The sequence below is a fragment of the Frigoribacterium sp. Leaf44 genome, from assembly GCF_001421865.1.
In the GTDB taxonomy this organism is placed as follows: Bacteria; Actinomycetota; Actinomycetes; order Actinomycetales; family Microbacteriaceae; genus Frigoribacterium.
The window spans coordinates 1180105-1205196 of sequence record NZ_LMLG01000006.1 but is presented as its reverse complement, the minus strand read 5'-3'; the positions used below and the strand labels follow the sequence as shown (position 1 = coordinate 1205196).

Annotated in this window: 24 protein-coding genes; 4 read left to right on the top strand and 20 right to left on the bottom strand. The window is 72.2% G+C overall.

What is annotated here, in order from left to right; genetic code table 11:
* Positions 1–589 (bottom strand): membrane protein insertase YidC (yidC, locus tag ASE87_RS14135; RefSeq protein ID WP_235472316.1); only part of this gene is annotated, 589 nt, incomplete at its 3' end.
* A 94-nt stretch (positions 590–683) separates the two neighbouring features.
* Positions 684–980, bottom strand: a complete 297-nt coding sequence (locus ASE87_RS14130) for a DUF6412 domain-containing protein (RefSeq protein ID WP_052505164.1) — start codon at positions 978–980, stop codon at positions 684–686.
* A 111-nt stretch (positions 981–1091) separates the two neighbouring features.
* Here ASE87_RS14130 and ASE87_RS14125 point away from each other — a divergent pair, with 111 nt between their 5' ends.
* Both ASE87_RS14125 and ASE87_RS14120 read left to right on the top strand, forming a co-directional pair.
* Positions 1092–1649, top strand: coding sequence for a TIGR03086 family metal-binding protein (locus ASE87_RS14125; protein WP_043594186.1), 558 nt, complete (start codon positions 1092–1094; stop codon positions 1647–1649).
* Positions 1650–1755: 106 nt separating this feature from the next.
* Complete coding sequence (locus ASE87_RS14120; protein WP_056229360.1) at positions 1756–3450, top strand: long-chain-fatty-acid--CoA ligase; 1695 nt, start codon at positions 1756–1758, stop codon at positions 3448–3450.
* Positions 3451–3528: 78 nt separating this feature from the next.
* Here the strand turns inward: ASE87_RS14120 and lepB are convergent, their stop codons facing one another.
* The 3 genes from lepB to ASE87_RS14105 form a co-directional block, all read right to left on the bottom strand.
* On the bottom strand, positions 3529–4170 hold the full coding sequence (lepB, locus tag ASE87_RS14115; protein WP_043594183.1) for a signal peptidase I: 642 nt from the start codon (positions 4168–4170) through the stop codon (positions 3529–3531).
* Between the two features lie 110 nt (positions 4171–4280).
* Complete coding sequence (locus tag ASE87_RS14110; RefSeq protein ID WP_043594181.1) at positions 4281–5198, bottom strand: oxygenase MpaB family protein; 918 nt, start codon at positions 5196–5198, stop codon at positions 4281–4283.
* A 130-nt stretch (positions 5199–5328) separates the two neighbouring features.
* Positions 5329–6147 carry an SDR family oxidoreductase gene (locus ASE87_RS14105; RefSeq protein WP_200925478.1) on the bottom strand — a complete coding sequence of 273 codons (819 nt, stop codon included), beginning with the start codon at positions 6145–6147 and terminating at the stop codon, positions 5329–5331.
* 123 nt (positions 6148–6270) lie between these two features.
* Here ASE87_RS14105 and ASE87_RS14100 point away from each other — a divergent pair, with 123 nt between their 5' ends.
* A complete protein-coding gene (locus tag ASE87_RS14100) occupies positions 6271–7953 on the top strand; it encodes a long-chain-fatty-acid--CoA ligase (protein ID WP_056229353.1) in 1683 nt (560 codons plus the stop codon).
* Between the two features lie 97 nt (positions 7954–8050).
* Here the strand turns inward: ASE87_RS14100 and ASE87_RS14095 are convergent, their stop codons facing one another.
* The 5 genes from ASE87_RS14095 to ASE87_RS14075 form a co-directional block, all read right to left on the bottom strand.
* Positions 8051–8506 (bottom strand): SRPBCC family protein, encoded by a 456-nt coding sequence (locus ASE87_RS14095; protein WP_056229350.1) that lies wholly within the window; start codon positions 8504–8506, stop codon positions 8051–8053.
* A 109-nt stretch (positions 8507–8615) separates the two neighbouring features.
* Entirely contained in the window at positions 8616–10079 is a 1464-nt protein-coding gene (locus tag ASE87_RS14090) for an NAD(P)/FAD-dependent oxidoreductase (protein WP_056229348.1), read from the bottom strand.
* Positions 10076–11086, bottom strand: a complete 1011-nt coding sequence (locus ASE87_RS14085) for an SDR family oxidoreductase (protein WP_043594173.1) — start codon at positions 11084–11086, stop codon at positions 10076–10078. Before ASE87_RS14085 ends, ASE87_RS14090 begins: the two co-directional genes overlap by 4 nt.
* Before the next feature lie 90 nt (positions 11087–11176).
* The gene (locus ASE87_RS14080) at positions 11177–12091 is read right to left on the bottom strand and encodes a hypothetical protein (RefSeq protein ID WP_369814014.1); all 915 of its coding nucleotides are present in this window, start codon (positions 12089–12091) and stop codon (positions 11177–11179) included.
* 43 nt (positions 12092–12134) lie between these two features.
* The gene (locus ASE87_RS14075) at positions 12135–12851 is read right to left on the bottom strand and encodes a DedA family protein (protein ID WP_056229341.1); all 717 of its coding nucleotides are present in this window, start codon (positions 12849–12851) and stop codon (positions 12135–12137) included.
* 191 nt (positions 12852–13042) lie between these two features.
* Between ASE87_RS14075 and ASE87_RS14070 the strand changes: the two genes are divergently transcribed.
* A complete protein-coding gene (locus ASE87_RS14070) occupies positions 13043–13369 on the top strand; it encodes a hypothetical protein (RefSeq protein WP_043594170.1) in 327 nt (108 codons plus the stop codon).
* A 24-nt stretch (positions 13370–13393) separates the two neighbouring features.
* Here the strand turns inward: ASE87_RS14070 and ASE87_RS14065 are convergent, their stop codons facing one another.
* The 10 genes from ASE87_RS14065 to mnmA all read right to left on the bottom strand — a co-directional run bounded on the left by ASE87_RS14065 (position 13394) and on the right by mnmA (position 25074).
* A complete protein-coding gene (locus ASE87_RS14065) occupies positions 13394–13810 on the bottom strand; it encodes a DUF3054 domain-containing protein (protein WP_082452690.1) in 417 nt (138 codons plus the stop codon).
* Between the two features lie 52 nt (positions 13811–13862).
* Positions 13863–14717, bottom strand: a complete 855-nt coding sequence (locus tag ASE87_RS14060; protein ID WP_056229338.1) for a hypothetical protein — start codon at positions 14715–14717, stop codon at positions 13863–13865.
* A gap of 101 nt (positions 14718–14818) precedes the next feature.
* Entirely contained in the window at positions 14819–15655 is an 837-nt protein-coding gene (locus ASE87_RS14055; protein ID WP_235472315.1) for a DUF3097 domain-containing protein, read from the bottom strand.
* Positions 15648–16445: a hypothetical protein gene (locus ASE87_RS16810; protein ID WP_056229335.1), complete on the bottom strand. Its 798-nt coding sequence runs from the start codon at positions 16443–16445 to the stop codon at positions 15648–15650. The genes ASE87_RS14055 and ASE87_RS16810 overlap by 8 nt, the downstream gene beginning before the upstream one ends.
* A 37-nt stretch (positions 16446–16482) precedes the next feature.
* Complete coding sequence (gene gatB, locus ASE87_RS14045; protein ID WP_043594163.1) at positions 16483–17982, bottom strand: Asp-tRNA(Asn)/Glu-tRNA(Gln) amidotransferase subunit GatB; 1500 nt, start codon at positions 17980–17982, stop codon at positions 16483–16485.
* Positions 17982–19532 (bottom strand): Asp-tRNA(Asn)/Glu-tRNA(Gln) amidotransferase subunit GatA, encoded by a 1551-nt coding sequence (gene gatA, locus ASE87_RS14040; RefSeq protein ID WP_056229333.1) that lies wholly within the window; start codon positions 19530–19532, stop codon positions 17982–17984. The genes gatB and gatA overlap by 1 nt, the downstream gene beginning before the upstream one ends.
* Before the next feature lie 2 nt (positions 19533–19534).
* Positions 19535–19834 (bottom strand): Asp-tRNA(Asn)/Glu-tRNA(Gln) amidotransferase subunit GatC, encoded by a 300-nt coding sequence (gene gatC / locus ASE87_RS14035; RefSeq protein WP_056229330.1) that lies wholly within the window; start codon positions 19832–19834, stop codon positions 19535–19537.
* A gap of 187 nt (positions 19835–20021) precedes the next feature.
* Positions 20022–21410: an alpha/beta hydrolase gene (locus ASE87_RS14030; protein WP_157489891.1), complete on the bottom strand. Its 1389-nt coding sequence runs from the start codon at positions 21408–21410 to the stop codon at positions 20022–20024.
* A gap of 173 nt (positions 21411–21583) precedes the next feature.
* Positions 21584–23932, bottom strand: coding sequence for an NAD-dependent DNA ligase LigA (gene ligA, locus ASE87_RS14025; protein ID WP_056229325.1), 2349 nt, complete (start codon positions 23930–23932; stop codon positions 21584–21586).
* A gap of 11 nt (positions 23933–23943) precedes the next feature.
* Entirely contained in the window at positions 23944–25074 is a 1131-nt protein-coding gene (gene mnmA / locus ASE87_RS14020; RefSeq protein WP_082452636.1) for a tRNA 2-thiouridine(34) synthase MnmA, read from the bottom strand.
* Positions 25075–25092 lie beyond the last annotated feature (18 nt).

Below are 25092 nucleotides of genomic sequence, written 5' to 3'. Positions count from 1 at the left end.
CCTCCTGCCCGGGCCCCGTCGTCGCGACGGTCGCCGGTCCGGTGAAACGCAGCGTGGCGCGCCGGCTCAGCTCGACGACGATCGCCAGCAGCACGAGCAGCACCAGATAGGGCCAGACCGCGGCGAACCCGGTCCCGAGCGTGACGACGAGGTTCGCCCCGAGCGCCGCACCGCCGAGCGTGTGCGTCAACAGGGTGTTGGCGTGACCGGCGATCTCGGCATGCGCGAACAGCGAGTAGACGGCGGTGAGCACGGGGGCCTGCGCGAGCGTCGGCAGGCAGCCGGCCAGCGGAGACACCTTCTCGGAGGCGTACAGCGCCATCAGTGCCTTGCTCCGGGCCTCGGGGTCGGTGATCCGGCGGGTGAGGTCGGCGATCGCCGGGGCGAGTCGACGGCGGGCGATCTCGGCGCGCACCTGGGACACACCCACCGGCACGAGCACGAGGCGGACGAGCAGCGTGAACAGCACGACGCCGAGGGCGGCGGCGGACGCCCCGGCGACCGGTTCGACGAGCACGCCGAGGGTGGTGACGAGCGACTGCAGACCGCCGAGGACGACGGCGATCGGGGGAAAGGTGGACAGGTCCATGAGGACTCCTCGGTCAGAGAGACGGTGGGTGTCTTCTGGCCGCCGAGGGTCGTCGGATCGACGCGACGTCGGATCGACGCGGGCGCGGGTGCGCTCAGGCGGCCGGGACGGCCCGCCCGGGAGCCCGGGACCGCACGTGCCCGCGGGCGTCGGGGTCGCGTCGCCAGACGAGGAGGCGCGTGCCGGCTTCTTCCCGGAGCGTCACCTCGGGCACCGCCCCCGCCAGCCCGCAGAGCGTGAGCACGACCCGGGCCACGCCGAGCGCGACCACCGCGGTGGCGGCGCCGAGCAGGCCGACGAGCACGACCGCGGACAGCGGCGCCCCGCCGGACGAGAGCACGGCCTCGACGAACGCCGCGAGGGGCGCCAGCATCGAGAGGCCGAGGGTCATGCCGACGACCCTAGCCGACGGTCCTACCATCGGGGCAGTGCTCTCGGGAACACCAAGCTGTCCCGGGCGGTTGACGCCGAGAGCCACCGCCCCACCCCGAGAGGACTCCCGATGACCGTCGACTGGATCACCCTGCAGAAGACCGCCCACGACGAGTTCGCCCGCCGCGTCGAGGCCGTGGCCGACTGGGACGCCCCGACGCCCGACACCGAGTGGAAGGTGCGCGACCTCGTGCGACACGTCACGCGCGAGCAGCAGTGGGTGCCGCTCCTGCTCGAGGGCGGCGACCCCGCCGAGGCCGAGAACTCGATCGAGCCGCTCGGCGACGACCTCGTCGAGGCCTGGCACCGGTGGTCGAGCGCGGCCACCGCCGCGTGGAGCGAGGCCGACCCCCACGCCGAGGTGCGGCTGAGCGCCGACGTCGTGCCCGTGCACGAGTACCTCGCCGAGCAGGTCGCCGACGTCACGATCCACACCTGGGACCTCGCCCGCGCCGTGGGCACCGACGAGGAACTCGACGACGCGCTGGTCGAGGCCGTCTGGGGCGTGTTCGCACCGCAGAAGGACGCCCTCGAGGCCTCGGGCCTGTTCGCTTCGCCGGTACCGGTCGACGACGACGCCCCGCTGCGCATCCGCCTGCTCGCCCTCACCGGGCGCGACGCCCGCTGAGGCGGCGCGGGGCCGGCGTCCCCGCGCGGGCCCGACCGGGGGCGTCCTCGGCGAGGCGACCCGCGCCTCCCGGGGGTTCATCACCCGGTCCTGCCAAGGTGGTGGCATGACCGCCCCGATCGACCGCCCGTGGCTGCACAGCTACGCCCCCGACGTCCCCGACGACATCGAGCCCGTGACGGGCAGCCTCGTCGACCTCATCGACGACGCCGTGTCGACGTGCCGGCAGAAACCGGCCCTCGAGTTCTTCGGCCGTGAGACGAGCTACCGCGACCTCGGCGACCAGGTCGCGCGCGCGGCCGAGGGCCTCAGGAGGCTCGGCGTGGGTCGCGGCGACCGGGTCGCGTTGATCCTGCCGAACAGCCCGCAGCACGTGGTGGCGTTCTACGCCGTGCTGCGCCTGGGCGCCGTCGTGGTCGAGCACAACCCGCTCTACACCGACCGCGAGCTGCGGCACCTCTTCGAGGACCACGGCGCCACGATCGCCGTCGCGTGGGACAAGCTGGTCGACCGGCTGCGCGCGCTGCCCGCCGACATCGGCTTCTCGACCGTCGTCTCGGTCGACGTGACGAAGGGCATGCCGCTCGGCACGCGCCTCGCCCTCAAGCTGCCGGTGCCCGCCGCCAAGAAGAGCCGGGCGGCCCTGACGGACGGGGCCGAGGGCGACGTCACCTGGCAGGGCCTGCTGGCGAACCGTCCGCTGCGGAAGAAGCACCCCCGCCCCGACGTCGACGACATCGCCCTGCTGCAGTACACCAGCGGCACCACGGGGTCGCCGAAGGGCGCGATCCTGACGCACCGCAACCTCCGCAGCAACGCCGCGCAGGGCCGCGCCTGGGTGCCCGGCCTGGTCGACGGCGACGAGACGGTCTACGGCGTGCTGCCGTTCTTCCACGCCTACGGCCTCACGCTCTGCCTCACCTTCGCGATGAGCATCGGGGCACGCCTCGTCCTGTTCCCGAAGTTCGACGTCGACCTCGTGCTCAAGGCCGCGAAGAAGCACCCGCCGACCTTCCTGCCGGCCGTTCCCCCGATCTACCAGCGTCTGGCCGACGCGGCCCGCGAGCGCGGCGTCGACCTGTCGTCGGCTCGCTTCGCCATCTCGGGCGCCATGAACCTGCCGACCGCGGTCGTCCAGGCCTGGGAGGGCGTCACGGGCGGCATGCTCGTCGAGGGCTTCGGCCTGACCGAGACCTCGCCCGTCGCGCTCGGCAACCCGATCGGACCGACCCGCCGCGTCGGCACCGTCGGCGTGCCGTTCCCGTCGACCGAGGCGATGGTCGTCGACCGTGACGACCCCGACCCGAGCCGTCCGGTCGTGGCCGGGGCCGCGGGTGAACTGCTGCTGCGCGGGCCGCAGGTCTTCCGCGGTTACTGGAACCGCCCCGACGAGACCGCCGAGGCGTTCCTCGAGGGCGGTTGGTTCCGCACCGGCGACATCGTCACGATGAGCGCCGACGGCTACGTCACGATCGTCGACCGCATCAAAGAGCTCATCGTCACGGGCGGTTTCAACGTCGCCCCCTCCGAGGTCGAGGAGGCCGTGCGCAACGCGCCCGGCGTCGCCGAGGTCGCCGTGGTCGGCCTGCCCCGGTCGGGCGGCGGCGAGGACGTCGTGGCGGCCGTCGTGCTCGAGCCCGGCGCCTCGTTCGACGCCGAGGCCATCCGCGACGCCTCACGCGGCCAACTGGCGGCCTACAAGGTGCCGCGCCGGGTCGTGCAGCTCGACGAGTTGCCGAAGTCGCTGATCGGCAAGGTGCTGCGGCGCGAGGTGCGCGACCGGCTCATCGCCGCGGGCTGAGCGCCGAGGCAGGGTGGCGGGCGGGTCACGGCCGGCCGGACCGGCCGGCCGGGACGTCGGCAGGTCCGGTCGCCGGGGTCAGAGCCGCTGCCACCGGTCCGTCGGCCAGCTGATCACGAAGACCCGCCCGATCACGTCGTCGACGGGCACGAAGCCGGCGTAGGGCCCGGTCTGGTGGGCGCGCGAGTCCGCCGAGCGGTCGCGGTTGTCGCCGAGCACCCAGAGCGCCCCCTCGGGCACGGTCACGTCGAAGTCGGTGGCCGAAGCCCGGGGGCCGCCGTCGGCGAGCGTGAGGTACGGCTCGTCGAGGGGCCGGCCGTTGACGAGCACGTGGCCGTCCGCGTCGCAGCAGCTGACGTGGTCGCCCGGCAGCCCGATGACGCGCTTGACGAGATCCTGCCCGGCGTCGTCACCGTAGCCGAGCCACCCGCCCGGGTCCTCGAAGACGACGATGTCGCCCCGGTGCAGCGGCATCACGCGGGGGGCGAGTTCGTTCACCATGATGCGGTCGCCGATCATGAGCGTCTGCTCCATCGACCCCGACGGGATCGAGAAGCTGCGCACGAGGAAGGTCCTGACGCCCCACGACAGCACCAGCCCGACCAGCACGATGGCCAGCAACTCGAGCAGCCACCGTCCCGTCGGGCCCCGCCGAGTCGAGGAGGCGCGGGTCGCCCCGGCCTCGTCGGTCGCGTCGGCGAGGGGGCTGGTGTCGGTCACCGGCTCATCCTGTCAGCGGACGCCCGGCCCCGCCCTCCCCGGTCAGGGGGCCGTCCGGTCGCGGGCGCACGGCTTCGGGCGGACGATCGCGCTGCGCGTCAGGCGCCGCGTCAGGCCGCCGTCCACCCGATGCGGTCGAGACGCGCGAGGGCGTGTTCCTCGGCGACGGGTCGCTTGCCGAGCACTCCCCCGACGCCGGCGAGCATGGCCTGGGCCGGTGCCCGGGTCGGCAGGTCGATCGGCCCGACGTGCGGCGCACGCAGCCCGAGCAGCTCGCGGAAACGCGGCTGCAGCGTGCCGACCGCACCGTTGAAGAGCACGGGGTAGCCGACCTTCAGTGCGGGGAAGAGCGGCGGCCGCTTGATGAACTTCACGACGTCGTCGGTCCGGGCCGTCCGTTCGAGCACGCCCCGACGGTCGAAGTCCATCAGCTGCTGCTGCATCTCGGCGACGCTGCGCGGCGGGTTCGGCACGCCCATCAGCTCGCCGGCCGTGGCCCACTCGCGGACGTAGGCATCGGGCCCACCCGGGACCGGCTCGCGACCCCATTCGAGGTAGGCGGCGAGGAACGAGTCGGCGAAGGCCATGTGCACCCAGCTGAGCAGGTCGGGGTCGTTGGCGGCGTAGTCGTGGGTGACGCCGTTCCGGTCGTCGTACGTGCCGACGACCTTCGTGTGCAGGCGTGACACCCAGTTCGACGCGTGCGTCGCGGCCTCGCGGCTCCCGTACGAGACCGTGTAGATCCAGCGGATGGTCCCGGCCAGGCGACCGAGCGGGTCCTCCCGGAAGCGCGAGTGGTCGTGCACGCCGGCGAGCGCTCCCGGGTGCAGCGCCTGGACGAGCAGGGCCCGCACGCCGGCCGGGATGGTCGACATGGCGCCGTGCACGGCCCACACCGCCGAGCCCGGCAGGAAGAACCCCTCGTCGTCGCCCTTCTCGAGGTCGGTGACCCACTCGGGCGTGCCCGTGTACTGCCCGTTGAAGGTGTACTGCAGGCGGGCGCGGAGCGGTTCGGTCAGTGCGGGCATGCCTCGATCATGCGCCGCGGTGGCTGGACGCTCGCGGCGGACGTCGTTCGCGGTCCCGGCGGACGTGCGCCGCGCCTCCTGCGTCCCGGGGAGGAGAGCAGGAGGCGCGGCGGGCGGGACGGCGCGGGCGTCAGTTCCCGTGCGCCTCGACCGAGACGGGCTGCCACTCGTTCCACGTCTTCAGACGCGACTCGTAGTCCTTCGTGGCGATCTCGAGCGGTGCCTTGCCGAAGAAGATGCGCAGCGGCGGCTCGTCGGCGTCGACGACGGTGAGGATCGCCGAGCGGGTGGCCGTGGGGTCACCGGGGTCGGCGGCCGAGGGACGCTTCGACGCGGCCTCGCGCACCTCGGCGTAGGCCTCGAGCTCGTCGCTGCGCGAGGCGGACGGACCGGACCAGTCGGTCGAGAAGCCGCCGGGCTCGACGAGGGTGACCTTGATGCCGAAGCCCGCGACCTCCTGGGCCAGCGACTGGCTGAAGCCCTCGAGTGCCCACTTCGAGGCGTGGTAGATGCCGACGGTCGGGAAGGCACTGATGCCGCCGATGCTCGACACCTGGACGATGTGCCCGGAGCCCTGCTCGCGCATGATCGGCAGCGCGGCCTGCGACACCCAGAGGGCACCGAACAGGTTGGTCTCGAGCTGGGCGCGGGCCTCGTCTTCGGTGATCTCCTCGATCATGCCGAAGTGGCCGAAGCCGGCGTTGTTCACGACGACGTCCAGGCGGCCGAAGTGCTCGGCGGCCTTCTTCACCGCAGCGACGTCGGCCGCACGGTCGTTCACGTCGAGCTGGATGGGCAGGAAAGAGTCGCCGTACGCGTCCACGAGGGGCGCGACGTCGTCGATCCTGCGTGCGGTGCCCGCGACCTGGTCGCCGCGTTCGAGGGCTGCCTCGGCCCACTCGCGGCCGAAGCCCTTGGATGCACCGGTGATGAACCAGACCTTGCTCACGATGTGTCGTTCCTCTCTTCGTGATGTGGAGGACCATGCTGCGCCGCGCCTCCTCGTCCGCGGTCAGGTTGCCAGCCGGCACCGAGCCCACGGGGTACGCCCGGCGGTCGATAGAGTGGCCCGGTGACCACCGACAGCGCTCGTCCCTGGCTCGACTCCTACGCACCCGGCGTGCCGCACGACCTCGAACCGGTCGACGGCTCGCTGCTCGACCTGGTCGAGGCCTCCGCGGCGCGGTACCCCAGGGCGGTGGCGCTCGAGTTCTTCGGGGCGACGACCACCTATTCCGAGCTCGTCGACCAGATCGCGCGGGCGGCCGAGGGGCTGCGCAAGCTCGGGGTCGGCCACGGCGACACCGTCGCCATCGTGTTGCCGAACGGTCCGCAGCACGTCGTCGCGTTCTACGCGGTGCTGCGTCTCGGCGCGATCGTCGTCGAGCACAACCCGCTCTACACGCCGCGCGAGCTGCGTCACCAGTTCGAGGACCACGGCGCCAAGGTGGCCATCGCCTGGAACAAGGTGGTCGAGACCATCCAGGCCTTCCCCGACGACGTGGCCGTCGAGCACCTCGTCTCGGTCGACGTCACCCGGGCGATGCCGTTCACCACGCGGGCCGCCCTGGCCCTGCCGATCAAGAAGGCCCGCCAGTCCCGTGAGCGCCTCACGACGACCGTGACGGGCACCACGCCGTGGGAGAAGGTCGTCGGCTCGTCCCGCATCAAGGCGAAGCACCCGCGACCGACCACCGACGACCTCGCGGTCATCCAGTACACGAGCGGCACCACGGGCGCGCCCAAGGGTGCCCAGCTGACGCACCACAACCTCCTGTCGAACGCCGCGCAGGCCCAGGCCTGGGTGCCGACGATCGAACGCGGCACCTGCGTCGTCTACGCGGTGCTCCCGATGTTCCACGCGTACGGCCTGACGCTCTGCCTCACCTTCGCGATGAGCATGGGGGCCCGACTCGTGCTCTTCCCGGCCTTCGACCCGGCGCTGGTGCTCAAGGTCATGAAGAAGCACCCGCCGACCTTCCTCCCCGCGGTCCCCCCGATCTACGCCCGCCTGCAGAAGGCCGCCGACGACGCCGGCGTCTCGTTGAAGGGCGTCGACGTCGCGATCTCGGGTGCCATGCCTCTCTCGGCCGACGTCGTCGAGCCGTGGGAGGCCGAGTCCGGCGGCTGGTTGGTCGAGGGCTACGGGCTCTCCGAGTGCTCGCCCGTCCTCATGGCCAACCCGGTGGGGCCGACGCGCCGGGCCGGCACGGTCGGCCTGCCCCTGCCGGGCACCGAGGTACGCGTCGTCGACCCCGAGAACCCCACGGTCGACGTGGCGGCCGGCGAACGCGGCGAGCTGATCGTCCGCGGACCGCAGGTGTTCAGCGGGTACTTCCGCAAGCCGAAAGAATCGGGCGAGGTCTTCGTCGACGGCGACTGGTTCCGCACCGGCGACATCGTCACCATCGACGACGACGGGTTCGTCCGCATCGTCGACCGCATCAAAGAGCTGATCATCACGGGCGGGTTCAACGTCTCGCCGTCCGAGGTCGAAGAGGTCCTGACCCGGTTCGAGGGCGTCGCCGAAGCCGCGGTGGTGGGTCTGCCCACCCCCGGCGGCGAACAGGTGGCCGCCGCGATCGTCGTGAAGCCGGGCGCTCACGTCGACGTCGCGGCCCTGCGCTCGTTCGCACGGAAGCACCTCACGCCGTACAAGGTGCCGCGGCGCATCGTCGTCGTCGACGACCTGCCCCGGTCGCTGATCGGCAAGGTCCTGCGCCGCAAGGTGCGCGATTCGCTCGCCGAGCGCTGAGACCGCACCCGCGCCTCCTCGACCGGACGACGGTCAGGAGGCGCGGGTCGCTCGCCTTCGATGCGGTCGGTCGGTCGGTCGGCCCGGGAGGCGCGGGTCAGCTGGGCGAGACGCGATCGTTGACGCGTCCTTCGGCCAACCAGGCGAGACGCCGCAGCGCCTCTTTGTTGCGCCAGTGCAGCGGAGGGTCCATCAGGGGCTTCGGCACCAGCCGACCGGGGCCCGCGACGGCGTACTCGGTCATCGTGACGAAGCAGCCGCCCATGCGGTTGCGCACGTCGATCTCGACCCGGGCCTCGCCCATCGGCCAGCCCCTGGCGTGGAACACGGCCCGGACCGGAGGGTCCCACTCGAGGATGGTCGTCACGTCGTCGATGACCAACGGCCAGACTCCGAACGAGTGGTGGACCCTGGCCTCGACGCTCGGCCAGGTCAGTTCGACCTCGCGGATGCGCGCCGACCCGACGACCCAGCTCGTGAAGAGCCACCCGTCGCTCAGCACGTCGAAGACGTCGTGGGGCGAGGCCTCGATGAAGCGGTGCGTGGTGCTCATCCGTCGATCCTGGCACGGTCCCCGCGCGCCGCGCACCCCCGTTGACTCGCCCCTGCCGTGGTGGATCAGATCAGGAGTCGGGCACCGAACCGGTCGGGAGTCGACCCGATCAGGAGTCGACGCCGAGGTACGGCAGCCGGTCGATGCCGAACTCGTGCTTCAGGGCGCTGCGCGCGGCGTACGCCCCGCCCAGACCGTGCACCGAGGGGCCCGGCGGGGTCGAGGACGAGCACAGGTAGAGGCCGGGCGTCGGTGTGCGCCAGGGGTCGGTCGACAGCGTCGGCCGCGCCGCCAACTGCCAGACGCTCGGGGCCCCGGAGGCGATGTCGCCGCCGATGTAGTTGGGGTCGTGCGCCTCGAGGTCGACCGCCGTACGGCTGTTCGTGGCGAGGATCGTGTCGCGGAATCCCGGTGCGAAGCGCTCGATGCCGGCGATGACGGTCTCGGTCTGGTCGACCGTGGACCCGCGCGGCACGTGCGTGTACGCCCACAAGGCCTGCTGACCGTCGGGGGCACGCGTGCCGTCGACCACGCCCGCCTGGGCCACCAGGACGTACGGCGTGCGGGCGTGTCGACCCGAGGCGACGTCGTGCTCGCCCGAGGCGATCTCGGCCCGCGTCCCCCCGAGGTGCAGCGTGGGGCTGCGCCGGGCCTCGTCGTTCGCCCAGGGCACCGGCCCCGACAGCGCGAAGTCGACCTTGGCCGCCGCGTTCCCGTAGCGGAAGCGCCGCAGGGCGCGCTCGTACCGGTCGGGCAGACGACTGCCCGCGATGTCGGCCAGGGCCCGGGCGCTCGTGTCGAAGATCGTGGCCCTCGCCCTCGGCAGCTCGTCGATCGACGTGACGTCCACGCCCGTCGTGATGGTGCCTCCGTGGGCCAGGACGTCGTCGGCCATGGCGTCGACGATCGACTGGCTGCCACCGGTCGGTACCGGCCAGCCCCGGGCGTGCGCGTGGACGGCCAGGACGAGCCCGGCGGCCGAGGTCGACAGGCTCGGCATCGGGCGGATCGCGTGGGCCATCACCCCGGCGAGCATGGCCGGGGCCTCGTCACCCGAGAACCCGGCGTTCCACCAGGGGCCGCTCTGTGACAGGGCGGCCAGACCGAAGCGCGCGAGGGTCAGCGGGTCGTCCGGCACCCGGACGAGCTCGCGCATCGTGAACTTCGCCATGCGGGGCTCGGTCTCGACGAGGCCCCGGAGGAGGCGCGCCCAGGCGGCCCCGTCGGCTCCGAGCCCGTCCGCCGTCCGGTCGAGGTCACGGTAGGCGATGCCCGCGCGCCCGCCGTCGAGCGGGTGGGCGTACGAGATCTCGGGAACCGTGAGTTCGATCCGGCGGTCGAGTTGGAATCGCCGGAAGAACCCCGAGGCGAGGGCCATGGGGTGCACGGCCGAACAGATGTCGTGACGGAAGCCCGGCAGGGTCGCCTCCTGGGTGCGCGCTCCCCCGCCGATCGTGTCGGCCCGTTCGACGACCTCGACACGGAGACCGGCCCGAGCGAGCACCACGGCCGCCGCGAGACCGTTGGGCCCCGCGCCGACGACGACCGCGTCCACCTCGGGCGCGGCGCTCATGCCCGACGCCCGCGGGTCACCCGACCCACCACGGCGGCGGTGGCGGCCGCGGACGCTCCCACCACGGCCCCCACGGTCAGGGCGCGGTTCCGGGTGTACCAGACCTGCGGACTCGTGGTGCGCGCGCGGTCGCTGAAGATGCCGCGAGCCCCGTGGTCGCCGGCCGTGGGCTCGTAGAGGTTGTCGGGCAGCATGGGTTCGCTCTTGTCGGGAGCCTGCTGGCCGGAGTACCCGCTCTTGGCGAGGTAGACGTCGAGGAAGTTCGCGACGAACCGGTTGCCGAGCACCGTCATGACGGTGGGCTCGCCGAGCCAGGTCCGGCGACGCGGCTTGTCGGCGACGTCGGCGATCGCCCGCGCCCCGACCTCGGGTTCGAAGATGGGCGGCACGGGCTGGGGGTGCTCGGGCAGGGTCGAGCGCACCCAGTTGAACTGGATGGTGTTGAGGGCCGGCATGTCGACCGTGCTGATCCGCACCGAGCTCTTGTTGTGGATCAACTCGGTGGTCACCGACTCGGTGAACCCCTGGACGGCGTGCTTCGCGCCGCAGTACGAGGCCTGGAGCGGGATGCCCCGGTGGGCGAGCGCCGACCCCACCTGGATGACCTGACCGCGGTCACGGGGCACCATGCGCGACAGGGCCGCACGAGTGCCGTTGACGAAGCCGAAGTAGTTGACGGCCGTGGCCCGCTCGAAGTCGTCGGGGTCCGTCTCGAGGAACTCGCCGAACACACCGACCATCGCGTCGTTGACCCAGAGGTCGATCGGGCCGAGCTCGGCCTCGACGCGATCGGCGGCCGACTCGACCTGGGCGCGATCGGCCACGTCGGTCGAGATGCCCAGCGCGCGGCGACCGGCGGCCTCGACGTCGCGGACGGCCCCGTCGAGGCCGTCCTGTCCCCGAGCGAGGATCGCGACGTCCCATCCGCGCGCGGCGAGCTCTCGGACGGTGGCCCGGCCGAGTCCCGCGGACCCCCCGGTGACGACGGCGGTTCTCGTGCTGGTCATGGTGCTCCCTCGGGCCTCTCGGCGTGTCATGGATTGATCCCCGACGCTAGTCCGCGAACGGGGGTCCGTCCCGGGGGAGATGCCCAGGTGTCAGATGTCGAAGCCTCCGCCGAAGTCGCCTCCGCCGAAGTCCCCTCCCCCGAAGTCGCCTCCCCCGAAGTCCCCGAAACCCCCGCCGGAGTCGCCGGCCCCGTCGGCACCGAAGTCGCCGCCGCCGTCGCTCGCCGTCTCGGTGCCGGCGTCGGCACCGCCGTCCGCTCCGCCGTCGCCCTCGGAGCCCTGGTCGCCGCCGGCGTCGTCACCCGAGCCGCCGTCCGCCGTCGCCCCGGCGTCGGGCAGGAACGCGCTCATCAGGGTCGATCCGATGACGTAACCGGCGACCGTGCCCAGGATCGAGCCCCCGATGATCGAACCCATGCCCGGGCCCTGACGGAGGGGCTGGCCGTTCGGCCCGACCTGCTGCCGCCCGTCCGGGCCGCCGCCGAGGGTGCGCTCGAGGGTTCCGGGTCGTCGCAACTCGGACCGGGTGGCGGCCTGGGCGAGCGAGCCGGCGTCGTCACCGCGCGGCGCCTCGCCGGGGCTCGACTCGGCCGTCAGCTGGTCGAAGACGAGACGCCGTTGTTCGGGGCTGAGCTTGGCGAACGCCTCGGCGTGCACCTGCTCGATGGTCTCGGGCGGGGCGGTCTTCAGCAGGTAGCGGTACCGCTCGACGGCGATCTCGTCGTCGCTGCGGGCAGGGCCGGCACCGGCCGACGAGGACGGGACCGGCGGCTGCTGGCCGTAGGCCTCCTGGCCGTACCCCTGCTGGCCGTACCCCTGCTGCGGGGCGGCGGGCTGCTCGTAGCTCTGCTGCCCGTACCGGTAGCCCTGCGGAGCGGAGGGCTGCTGCAGCTGGCCCTGCTGCGGCTCGCGGCCGAGGAGGCGGTCGAGGAATCCCATGGTGGTGTCCTGTCGGATCGTGTGCTCGGTGCCGCGCACCGGGCGCGACGTCGGTCTGCCCACCACGGTACGGATCGTCCCGGCCCGCCGCCTGGACGGTGACGGAGCGTCAGCCGCGAACGTCCTGATCGACGGCGTCACGCGACGCGTCGTCGACGCCGGCTCGCCGTCGGCGCACCGACCGGACGACCAGGAACACCACGACGCCCGCGATCGCGGCGTACACGACGTAGTCGAGGTACTTCGCGTACCGGTCGATGAGCTCGTACTGGGTGCCGAGCGCGGCACCCAACCCGATCAAGAGCCCGTTCCAGAGGCCGCTGCCCACGATCGTGAAGACCGAGAAGACCAGCAGGGGCATGCGCTCGGCGCCTGCGGGCAGCGAGATGAGGCTGCGCACGCCCGGGATGAACCGGCCGAAGAAGACCGCGGACCGCCCGTGGCGCTCGAACCAGCCGGCCGCCTTCTCGAAGTCGTGGCGGTCGACCAGCGGTAGCTTGGCCAGCCACCGGATGCTGCGGTCGAGACCGAGACCGGCCCCGAGCCCGTAGAGGACCAGCGCTCCCAGGTAGGCGCCGAGGGTGCTCAGCGCGATCAACAACACGATGTTCATCGACCCGGCGCCGGCCAGGAACCCGGCCAGCGGCAGGATGACCTCGCTGGGGATCGGCGGGAACACGGTCTCGACGAAGGTCAGCAGGGCGACGCCCCATTCACCGAGGGCGTCGATGACGCGCGCGGCGAACCCGACCAAGCCGTCGAGGTCGGCGACTACGTCTTGGCTCGAGGACGAGGAGGCGCGGAGGACGCGGGCTGTCGAGGTCATGGGTCCCAGGTGGTCGGTCGGGCGCTCGGGGGCGCAACGGATCGGCAGCCCCGAGTATGGCGGGGCAGCCTGCACGTCCGCCCACAACGCCCGGGTGGGCTGCGCCTGACGAGGAACACCGGATCGCTTGCTAGATTGACCTGTGTCGGCTTGGCTTCCGACGTCGGACACACTGGAGAAACAGGACCCCCATGGGATCGCTCATCTACGGAACCTCGGGCATCGAGGTCGAGTTCGAGGACCGCGTGCTCGAACACCTCCAGATCGTCATCGCCACCAAGCTGCGTCGCCGCGAGTCGTTCTTCTTCTCGTGGCGCGACACGCAGAAGGTCGGTGACGGTCGGAGCAGCATCTGGCTGGACGCCGGCATCCCCCTGTACTTCAAGTACTCCGGCGGCCGGGTGCCGTCGATCAACCGCGACTGGCTCACCGAGCTGACGGCCTCGTCGAACAGTTCGTCCGGCCTCGTGCTGACCGACGAACCGAGTCTCGACAACAGCACCAAGCGCCGCAGCTGACCAGCGTCGGGTGGCCGTCGAGCCTCAGCTCCGGCTGCCGCGCACCCGCCGCACCAGGGCGACCACGGCCCGCCAGCCCACGAAGAACACGCCGAGCACCACGATCGTCACGACCACGAAGCTGAGCTGCACGCCCTGACCGGCGACCACCCGCAGCAGCACCCCGATCACGGTGGTCGAGACCCAGACGACCGCGCCCGACCGGACGGCCGACAGCGGCCAGCGGACCCCAGCCACGCTCACCCAGCCGACGACCGCGCCGACGACGAACGGCCACAGGGTGCCGAGCAGCCCGGGGAGGTCGAGGCCCTCGGCGTGACTGCGGCGCCCGATCGCGACGAAGGCCAGGACGGCGACGAGGTCGACGACGATCGGCCACCTGGCCTGGCCTGCGTCGCGTCGCCGGGTCGTGGTGGTCGCGGTCGGGGTGGGGCGGGTCATCTCGGGGTCCTCTCGTGGCATCGGCACCCGCAGTGGGTCGAACGGTGCCGGTTCAGCGGGACCGCGGCTGCTCGAGTGCGCGCGACAACTCTGCCAGGAGTTCGTCGACCTGCGGGGCCACGAGGCGGTCGATCGCCTCGGCGATGCGAGGGCGGTGCTGCACGAGGGCCAGGCACAGGCTCGTGCCCACGGCCTCCGCGTGGTCGCCGGCCAGGGTGATCTCGTGTCGCAGCGCGGCCTTGGCCTCGTCCGAGTACTCGGGTCGAGGCTCGGACTCGGCTCGCGGGGCAGGCTCGGGCTCGGGCTGGTGTTCCGATCGCGTCACGGGGTCAGGCGCGTCCGGCGGGAGCGCGTCGACCGGCGTCGCCGAGTCGGGCGGCAACAACCAGCCGTCGAGATCGTCGATGTCGAACGAGGCGGCACCGACGTCGGGCTCGGTGATCGGCCCTGCGGAATCGCCACCCGCGACGGAGGGGTCGGGCGGGACGAGACCGTCGTCCGGGGGCATCCCCGCGAGACCGGCGAGCGTGAAGAGGAACGGCTGCCCCGGTTCGGGCTCGGGGTCGAGGTCGAGGCCCTGGAACTCGGGGTCGAGACCCTGCTCGGGTCGGTAGCCCCGCGCCTCCTGGGCTTCGGCGAGTCGCAGCTCGCGCGTCACGAGAGGCAGGTTGCGGGCCGTGTACTCGTCGACGTCGTCGTCGACGATCTGCCGCATCCGGTTCAACAGCGCGTGCTGCACGGCGTGTGGCACGTCGTGGTCGAAACCGGCCGCCGTGGCCACGGGCGAGCCGAGGCACACCCGACAGGGTCGCGTGCGACCCCGGGCGGTGCCGATGTGCCACCGTGGCAGCCAGCGCAGCCAGGCGTCGACGGCCGAGCTGACGCGTCCCTCGATCTGCTCGGCCATGCCCTCGAATCTAGGGCGAAAAGCCGCCCGAGAGCCGACACGCCCGGGCGATTCCCGGGGATCGTGGTCCCGAACCGGCCTCGCGGGGCCGATGCGTGAGCTCAGCCCGACGTGACGAAGTCGATCAGCTCTTCGACCCGGCCGAGCACCGACGGTTCGAGGTCGGCGTAGCTGCGCACGCGCGACAGGATGTGCTGCCAGGCCCGGGCGATGTCGGCCTGGTCGTCGTGCGGCCAGCCCATCGCCTCGCAGACGCCGTGCTTCCACTCGACCGAGCGGGGCACGACGGGCCAGGCGTCGATGCCGAGGCGGCCCGGCTTCACGGCCTGCCACACGTCGACGAACGGGTGCCCGACGACGAGCACGTGGCGGCCCAGCGGACTACGGGCGATGCCCTCGGCGACGCGGCTCTCTTTCGAGCCCGGGACGAGGTGGTCGACGAGCACGCCGACGCGTCGCTCGGGCCCCGGCCGGAAATCGCGCAGCACGTCGGCCAGGTGGTCGACGCCCTCGAGGTACTCCACGACGACGCCCTCGACCCGCAGGTCGGAGCCCCAGACCTTCTCGACCAACTCGGCGTCGTGTCGCCCCTCGACGAAGATGCGGCTCTGACGGGCGACCCGGGCCTTCGCCCCCTCGACGGCGAACGAGCCGGAGGCCGTGCGTGCTCGGCCCTGAGGTGCCGTTCGCGGTACCCGCAACGCGACGGGGGCGCCGTCGATGAGGAACGAACCGGCCAGGGGGAAGGCCCGCACCCGGCCCTTCCAGTCCTCGAGCTCGACCGTGCCGGCCTCGACGCGCACGATCGCCCCGGTGAAACCCGTCCGGACCTCTTCGACCACGAGGTCGCGGACGGCGTCGGTCGGCGTCGGCGCGGGCCTCGACGATCGCTTCCAGTCGCCGGCGAGCACGTCGGCACCGTACCGGTCGTCATCCACGGGGGCCTCCAGAGCGGGGTCGGGGTTGGTAGGGGCGGGGCGGACCCTTGCGTGGACCGTCTCCGGTCGGTGTCGCGGGCCGTCCGGGTGCACGGCCCGGCCGGGGTGACGCAGCAGGAGGCGCGGTGCCGATCCGCGGGGCATCGGACGGCGGACGGGGGCTCGCGCGCGGTGGACGTGCCGCCGACGGGCCGGACCGGAGGGTCTCGACGACCGGGGTCGACGGTCTGGACGCGACCCGCGCCTCCGGGTCGGACGCGGCCGCACGGGCCGCGACGCCCGGCGGGATCGGCGTGAACCCGGCGGTGAAGACCCAGACCAGACCGCCCAGGACGAAGAGCACGAACGCGGCCGACACGGCCGCCGGCAACCACCAGACGGTGAGAGGGCCGCTCTGCGAGACCGTCGCGACGACGAACAACGCGGCGACGAACCACAAGGAGGCGCTGGTCGCCATGGCGAGGTACCGCGCGTACCGGCGCCTCATCTCGGCCCGGTTCGGCGGTTGCTTCCAGAACGCGGCATGCGGGACGAGCACGTGGCGGACGGGCGTCACCGCAAGGAACAGCGCCGAGACCAGCCAGGTCACGACGATGCCGACCACGAGGACGGCGCCGAGCAGGACGAGGTCGCTGCGGCTGGCCGCGAACGCCGACCCGCCGGTCTCGCTCAGGTGGACCATCACGACCCGGCCGGGCAGGACGCGCGAGGCGACGGCCAGCGTCACGAGGACGCCGACGAGGGCGACCGCCACGGGCACGGCGGGGCGCAGACGCGCGACGAGGTTCATCGTGCGCCGCACCCTGCCGCGGCCGTGGTCACGTCGATCAGGCCTGCGCCCGCTCGAGCACCAGCTCGCGGACGCGCGCGGCGTCCGCCTGACCCTTCATGGCCTTCATGACGGCGCCGATGACGGCACCGGCCGCCTGCACCTTCCCGTCGCGGATCTTCGCGAGCACGTCGGGCTGACTGGCGAGGGCCTCGTCGATCGCCGCGATCAAGGCGCCGTCGTCGGAGACGACCTTGAGCCCGCGAGCCTCGACGACCTCGGACGGGCTGCCCTCGCCGGCGACGACGCCCTCGAGCACCTGACGGGCCAGTCGGTCGGTCAGGTCGCCGCTCTCGACGAGCGCGATGAGCTCGCTGACGTGCATCGGCGACACGAGGCTCGAGGCCTCGACACCCTGGGCGTTGGCGAGGCGGGCGATCTCGCCGGTCCACCACTTGCGTGCGGCCTGGGGCGAGGCACCGGCGGCGACGGTCTCGACGAGTTCGGTGAGCAGCCCCGAGTTCACGACGTCTTGGAACTCGAGGTCGGCGAAGCCCCACTCGGACTTGAGCCGGCGACGCTGGGCCACCGGCGCCTCGGGCAGGGCGAGGCGGAGTTCTTCGACGAGCTCGCGCGGAGGGACGACGGGCAGCAGGTCGGGCTCGGGGAAGTAGCGGTAGTCGTCGGCGTCGCTCTTCGGGCGGCCCGCCGAGGTGCGACCGGTGTCTTCGTGCCAGTGGCGCGTCTCTTGCGTGATGGTGCCGCCTGCGGCGAGGATCGCGGCCTGGCGCTGGATCTCGTAGCGGACCGCGCGCTCGACCGAGCGGAACGAGTTGACGTTCTTGGTCTCGGTGCGGGTGCCGAGCTTCTCTTGCCCGTGCGGACGCAGGGACACGTTCGCGTCGCAGCGCAGGTTGCCGCGCTCCATGCGGGCCTCGCTGACGCCCAGGGCCCGAACGATGTCGCGGATGGTCGAGACGTAGGCTGCTCCCAGCTCGGGGCCCTTGGCGCCCGCACCGATGATCGGCTTGGTGACGATCTCGACGAGCGGGATGCCCGCACGGTTGTAGTCGACGAGCGAGTACTCGGCGCCCTGGATGCGACCGGTCGACCCACCGACGTGCGTCAGCTTGCCGGCGTCTTCTTCCATGTGGGCGCGCTCGATCGGGATGGCGAAGATCGTCCCGTCGGGCAGTTCGACCTCGACCTCGCCCTCGAACGCGATCGGTTCGTCGAATTGACTGACCTGGTAGTTCTTGGGGTTGTCGGGGTAGAAGTAGTTCTTCCGGGCGAAGCGCGAACTCTCGGCGATCGAGCAGCCCAGGGCCAGGCCGAGGCTGATCGAGTAGCGCACGGCCTGCTCGTTGACCACCGGCAGCGAGCCGGGCAGGCCCAGGTCGACCGGGGTGACGTTGGTGTTGGGCTCGCCGCCGAAGAAGTTCGGGGCGTCCGAGAACATCTTGGTCTTGGTCGCGAGCTCGACGTGCACCTCGAAGCCGAGGACGACCTCGAACTGCTCGAGAGCCTTCTCGTAGTCCATCAGGTCTGCCTTGGCCATCAGATGACTCCCTCGGTGGCGGCGGTCTGCTCGGTCGCGCTCAGGTCGGGCGCGCGCGAGATGAGCGTGTGGCCCCAGCCCTGCTCGAGCAACTGCTCGAGGGCGGCGCCGTAGGTGTAGAGGCGGGCGTCGCCGCGCGCGGGGGCCATGAACTGCAACCCCGTCGGCAGACCGTCTTCTTCGGCCAGGCCCATCGGGACCGTGATGCCGGGGATGCCGGCCAGGTTGGCGGGGATGGTCGTGATGTCGTTGAGGTACATCGCCAGCGGGTCGTCGATCTTCTCGCCGAGTCGGAACGCCGTGGTGGGCGCCGAGGGCGAGACGAGCACGTCGACCTGGTCGAACGCGGCCGCGAAGTCACGCTGCACGAGGGTACGCACCTTCTGTGCGCTGCCGTAGTAGGCGTGGTAGTAGCCGGCGCTCAGGGCGTAGGTGCCGAGGATGATGCGACGCTTCACCTCGGGGCCGAAGCCGGCCTCGCGCGTGGCGGCCATGACGTCCTCGACGGTGCCGCCGCCCGCGGGGACGACCCGCAGGCCGAAGCGCACCGAGTCGAACTTGGCGAGGTTGCTCGACGCCTCGGCCGGCAGGATCAGGTAGTAGGCGCTGATCGCGTGCTCGAAGCTCGGGGCCGAGATCTCGACGATCTCGGCACCGGCCGCGCTCATGAGCTCGAGGGCCTGGGCGAAGCGGGCCTTGACGCCGGCCTGGAAGCCCTCGCCGTTCAGTTCGCGGACGACGCCGACGCGGACGCCCGCCAGGGCGCCGCCGGCGAGACCGGTTCGGGCCGCCTCGGTGAACGACGGCCAGGCGTCGCGCAGCGAGGTGGAGTCGCGAGGGTCGTGCCCGGTGATGACGTCGTGCAGCATGGCGCTGTCGAGCACGGTGCGGCTGACGGGACCGACCTGGTCGAGCGAGCTGGCCAGGGCGATCGCGCCGTAGCGGCTGACCGACCCGTAGGTCGGCTTCACCCCGACGGTGCCGGTGACGGCGCCGGGCTGGCGGATGGACCCGCCGGTGTCGCTGCCGAGGGCGAGGGGCGCCTCGAAGGCGGCGACGGCGGCCGCGGAGCCACCGCCCGACCCGCCGGGGATGCGGTCGAGCGACCACGGGTTGTGCGTGGGCCCGTAGGCCGAGAACTCGGTCGACGAGCCCATGGCGAACTCGTCCATGTTGGTCTTGCCGAGCGGGACGAGGTCGGCCGCGCGCAGCTTGGCGACGACGGTCGCGTCGTAGGGCGGCACCCAGCCCTCGAGGATCTTGCTGCCCGAGGTCGACGGCATGTCGATCGTGCACAGGACGTCCTTGATGGCGATCGGGACGCCGGCGAGCGGGCCGAGGGCCTCGCCCGCGGCACGACGACGGTCGACGTCGGCGGCCGTGTCGAGCGCGGCCGAGCTGACGTGCAGGAAGGCGTGGACGTCGCCGTCGACCGCCTCGATGCGGTCGAGGTGGGCGCGCGTGACGTCGACCGACGACACGTCGCCGGCGGCGAGGCGGGTCGACAGCTCGGCGGCCGACAGGTGGACGAGCGAGGTGGTGTCGGTCATGGCTACTGCTCTTCTCCCAGGATCGCGCTCACCCGGAAGCGCGAACCGTCGTGGTCGGGGGCGCCGGACAGCGCCTGCTCGGCCGTGAGCGTCTCGCCCACGACGTCGGGCCGGAACACGTTCTCGAGCGGAATGGGGTGGCTCGTCGCGGGGACGTCGTCGGTGGCGACCTCTCGGACCTTGGCGACGCTGTCGACGATGTGGCCGAGTTCGGTGGTCATCGTGTCGATCTCGGCCTCGGTGAGGGCGATGCGGGCGAGACCGGCGAGGTGCTGCACCTGCTCGCGCGTGATTTCGGACATGCTTCTCTCTCACGTGGTCGTGCGGGGGTACCGCGGCGGGGCTACCGGACGATTCTACGGGGCGGCACCGACGCCGCGGCCCCGGTCCGCCGCAGGTCCCCCGGCCACCGCGCGGCGGGCCACGAGCCAGAGCCCCGTCCCCGCCCGGTGGCGTCACGCCCCTCGCGCGTCGAGCCCGACGCGCACGTCAGTCGCGGAAGTACACGTCCTGGGGACGCACGAGCGTGAGCACCGGGGCCTCGGGGCCACCCCGGCCGGGGTCGCCGGCACGACCGTCGACGAGCACCCCGTGGCCCAGCCCGATCAGGGCCAGGCTGCGCATCGACTCGGTGCCGGCACGGAAGTAGTCGTTGTGACCGAGGGCACCGGACAGGGGACGGCCCGTCACCGCGTCGGAGCCGCCGCCCATGTGCAGCGCGACGGCACCGAAGGCCGCCGTGGCCGGGTCCGCCCCGAAGAAGCCGCTGCCCGCCACGGGGTCGAAGCTGCCGGCTGCCGCGTAGACGTCGGTTCCGCGGACGGCCAGGTCGCCCGCGTCGGGCACGACGCTGCCGGGCGACCCGAGCAGCACGAGCGAGTCCACCGCGACGCGTCCCGACGACAGGGCGATCGTCGCCGTCGTCGAACCGTACGAGTGCGCCATGACCGACACCCGCGGTTCGTCGTCCGCGCGAGCCGCGTCGAGCCCGGCGAGGGCGCCCTCGAGGTGGGCGGCCCCCCGCTGGGCCAGTCCGAGGTCGTAGAAGTTCGTCAGGTCGGGCGTCTGGTAGCCCATCCAGGCCACGACGGCGACGGTCGGCACGGGGCCCGGCCCGCCGCGTCCCAGCAACGTCGCCCAGGTGGCCTGCTCGTCGTGCAGGGCGCCGGCGGTGTTGGTCCAGTCGACGAGCTGGTCCGACACGGTGAAGAGCATGCCGGGCACGAGCAGGCTGACGTCGTCGGCCGTGTCGAGGTCGCCGACGGTGACGGCGGCGCGGCCGGGCAGGACGGTGTCGAGGGCGACGAGGTGCCGGTCGGCGGTCCCGGCGAAGGGCACGTCGTGGGTCGCCCCGTCGAGGGTCGCCCGCACCTGCTCGAGCATCGCGAGGCGCCGGAGATCGTCCGGTCGCTCGGCGTCCGAGCCGATCCGACCGGCGACGGCCGTGGTCGCGTACCGCAGGAACTGGCGGTTGGCGGTGTCGCGCACCGAGTACGGGACGCCCTCGAGGTTGCCCACGACGCCGGGCACGGCGTGCGCGAGCACCGTCCGTCGGTCGTCACCCAGGTCGGACCACCAGGCCGCCGCGTCGTCGGGCGGGACCTGTCCGCCGACCGCCGCCACGAGTGCCGCCGCGTCGTCACCGTCGGCGTCGAGCGACGCGGCGAAGCGTTCGACCCCGGCCGAGGAGGCGCGGGTCAACTGGTCGAGGCAGGCCTCGGCCGAGAACGTGCTCGCCTCGACCTCCCGGCAGCCGTCGAGCTCGGGCACGGCCCGACCGTCCCGCACCGGAGCCGGCCCGGGCACGTCCTGGACGGACGCGTCGACGAGCGACACGGCAGCCGGGCGGTCGAGCGCCCGGACCGTCGCGGAGGTCACGGTCGGAGCATCGGCCACCCCGGCGAGGTGCACCGAAGCAGAGAACATGGCTGTAGCGAGGAACAGCACGTCGGGTCTTCCCCCTCGTCACGTGCCTGTACCCCGGCTCCCTACTGCTGGAGAACGACACGTCCTCACACCTTAGGAAAGAAAAGCACCCCTGACCAGGGAAATCACGAATCAGGCGACCCCTCGTCCCCCACCTGGGGGACAACGAGAGCCGCCGGGCCCTCCTTAAGGAGGACAGCGAATTGCTCTGCGTCGATGATCCGTACCCCGAGCTGTTCGGCCTTGGTCAACTTGGAGCCGGCACCCGGTCCGGCCGCGACGAAGTCGGTCTTCTTGCTGACGCTGCCGGCGGCCTTGCCCCCCGCCTCGACGATGGCCTCGAGAGCGCCCTCGCGGGTGAAGCCCTCGAGGCTGCCGGTCGCCACGACGGTCACCCCCGCGAGCACTCCCCCTGCCGCCTCGGCCGCTCCCGGGCCGGGGTGACCCGGAGTCGTGAACTGCACACCCGCGGCCGCCCACCGATCGATGATCTCGGTGTGCCAGTCGACGTCGAACCAGGCCAGCAGCGCGTCGGCGATGATGCCGCCCACGCCGTCGACCGCCGCGAGCTCGTCGCGTGAAGCCGCCCGGATGGCGTCGAGCGAGCCGAAGTGGTTCGCGAGGGCGCGAGCTGCGACCGGTCCGACGTGCCGGATGCTGAGACCGACCAGGATGCGCCACAGGGGGCTGGTCTTCGCCTTCTCGAGGTTGGCGAGCATCTCGATCGCCGTCTTGGACGGCACCGAGGTCTCGTCGCCCGAGAACTCGCCCGCCGTGGGGTCGTACGTGCCGTCGCGCTTGGCGCGCTTGCGCCGGAACGGGGTGACGAGTTTCGGCTGGCCGTCGGCCTCGAGCTTCTGCATGCCGGTCTCGGCATCACGCACGACGACCCGTACGGGGAAGATGTCGGCCATCGTCAGGCTGAACAGGCCCGCCTCGGTTCGGAGCGGCGGCGTGGCCGGCTCGACGGGCTGCGTCAGCGCGGCGGCGGCGACCTCGCCGAGGCCTTCGACGTCGAGCGAGCCACGGGAAGCGATGTGCTCGACGCGACCGCGCACCTGCGCCGGGCAGCTCTCGGCGTTGGGGCAGCGGAGGTCGATGTCGCCCTCTTTCGCGGGCTTGAGCGGGGTGCCGCACTCGGGGCAGTCGACGGGCATGACGAACTCGCGTTCGGTACCGTCACGCAGTTCGATGACCGGGCCGAGCACCTCGGGGATGACGTCGCCCGCCTTGCGCAACACGACGGTGTCGCCGATCAGCACGCCCTTGGCCTTGACCACCTGCTGGTTGTGCAGGGTCGCCTGACGGACCTCGCTGCCGGCGACCTCGACCTTCTCCATCACGGCGAACGGCGTGGCCCGCCCCGTGCGTCCGACGCTGACGACGATGTCGAGCAGCCTCGTGTTGACCTCTTCGGGCGGGTACTTGAACGCCGTCGCCCAGCGCGGGGCCCGGCTCGTCGCCCCGAGCTCGTCGTGCAGGGCGAGGTCGTCGACCTTGACGACGATGCCGTCGATCTGGTGCTCGACCGACGAGCGGCGCACGCCGTAGTCGTGGATGAACGCCTCGACCTCGGCGACCGTGTCGAAGACGCGGTAGTGGGTCGAGATGGGCAGCCCCCACCCGCCCAGCAGGTCGTAGACCTCGGACTGCGACCGCACCTCGGTCGCGCGTTCGAGTTCGCGCACCGGCCAGGCACCGATCCCGTGCACGAGCATGCGCAGGCGACGGAGGCGCGCGTGCATCAACGCGCGCTTCTCGGGGCTCTTGCCCTCTTCTTTCTGACGCAGCGAGCCGGCGGCGGCGTTGCGGGGGTTCGCGAAGACGCGTTCGCCGGCCTCACGCTGCTGCGCGTTGAGCTCGTCGAACTCGCTGACCGGGAAGAAGATCTCGCCCCGCACCTCGACGAGCGGGGGGTGGCCGGCGCCCTCGAGGCGCTCGGGGATGGTGCCCATCGCGAGCACGTTGCCGGTCACGTCTTCGCCGACGACGCCGTCGCCGCGCGTGGCGGCGGTGACGAGCACTCCGTCCTCGTAGCGCAGGTTGATCGCCAGGCCGTCGATCTTCAGCTCGGTGAGGAACCGTACGCGCTCGGCGCCGGCGTCGCGCTGCACCTTGCCGGCCCACTCGGCCAACTCGTCGTCGCTGAACACGTTGTCGAGGCTGAGCATGCGCTCGGCGTGTTCGACGGGTGCGAACTGGGTGGTCTCGGCCCGGCCGCCGACCGTCTGCGTGGGACTGTCGGGCTTCTGCAGCTCGGGGTGCACCCGCTCGAGGGCGTCGAGGCGTCGCACGAGCCCGTCGTAGTCGGCATCGGCGACGGTCGAGCCGTTGCCCTCGTAGTACTGGTCCCGCAGCTCGAGGATGCGGGTCGTCAGCCGTTCTGCCTCGTCTCGCGCCAGGGACAGGTCGTCGGGGACGCCGTCCGTCTCGACCGCCGACCCGGAGGCGGCGTCGGTGCCGGTCTCGCTCATCGTCGGTCGCCTCAGGCGGTGGCGGCAGCGGGGACCGGAACGGCGCTGACCGTGCGGTCGATCGTGCACTGCCCGAGGACGCGGGTGCCGACGTAGACGACGGCGGTCTGCCCGGGGGCGACGCCGTTGAGGGGTTCGCGAGGTGTGATCACGAGTTCTTTCTTACCCTCGACCACCGACACCCGCGCGACGGCGGGAACCGGGTCGGCGTGGGCACGGATCTGCACGTCGCAGTCGAACGCGACCGTCGGGTCGACCGGGGCGAGCCCGGCCCACGTGTACGAGCCGCCGGCGATCTCGGCGATGTCGAGAGCCTCTTTCGGTCCGACGACGACCGTGTTGTCGACGGGCCGCACCTCGAGCACGAAGCGAGGTTTGCCGTCGTCCGAGGGGAACCCGATGTTGAGGCCCTTGCGCTGACCGACAGTGAAGGCGTGCGCGCCCTCGTGCGAGCCGACCACGGCGCCGCTGCGGTCGAGGATCTCGCCCGTCTCGGCACCGACGCGCTCGGAGAGCCACCCGCGGGTGTCGCCGTCGGGGATGAAGCAGATGTCGTGGCTGTCGGGCTTCGACGCCACGCTGAAGCCGCGTTCGGCCGCCTCGGCCCGCACCTCGGCCTTGGAGGGCGTCGCCCCGAGCGGGAACATCGAGTGCGCGAGCTGCTCGGCGGTGAGCACGCCCAGGACGTACGACTGGTCCTTCGCCCAGGCGGAGGCGCGGTGCAGCTCGCGATTGCCCCGGTCGTCGGTGAGGACGGTCGCGTAGTGCCCCGTGCAGACCGCGTCGAAGCCGAGCGCGAGCGCCTTCTCGAGCAGGGCGGCGAACTTGATGCGCTCGTTGCAGCGCATGCAGGGGTTGGGAGTGCGACCCGCGGTGTACTCGGCGACGAAGTCGTCGACGACGTCGAGCTTGAAGCGCTCGGAGAAGTCCCACACGTAGTAGGGGATGCCGATCTTGTTGGCGGCGCGCTGGGCGTCCATCGAGTCCTCGATGGTGCAGCAACCCCGGCTGCCCGTCCGCAGCGTGCCCGGCATGCGGCTGAGCGCCAGATGCACCCCCACCACGTCGTGGCCGGCCTCGACCGCCCTCGCCGCGGCGACCGCCGAGTCGACTCCACCACTCATCGCTGCCAAGACCTTCATCCGACAAGTGTACGCAGC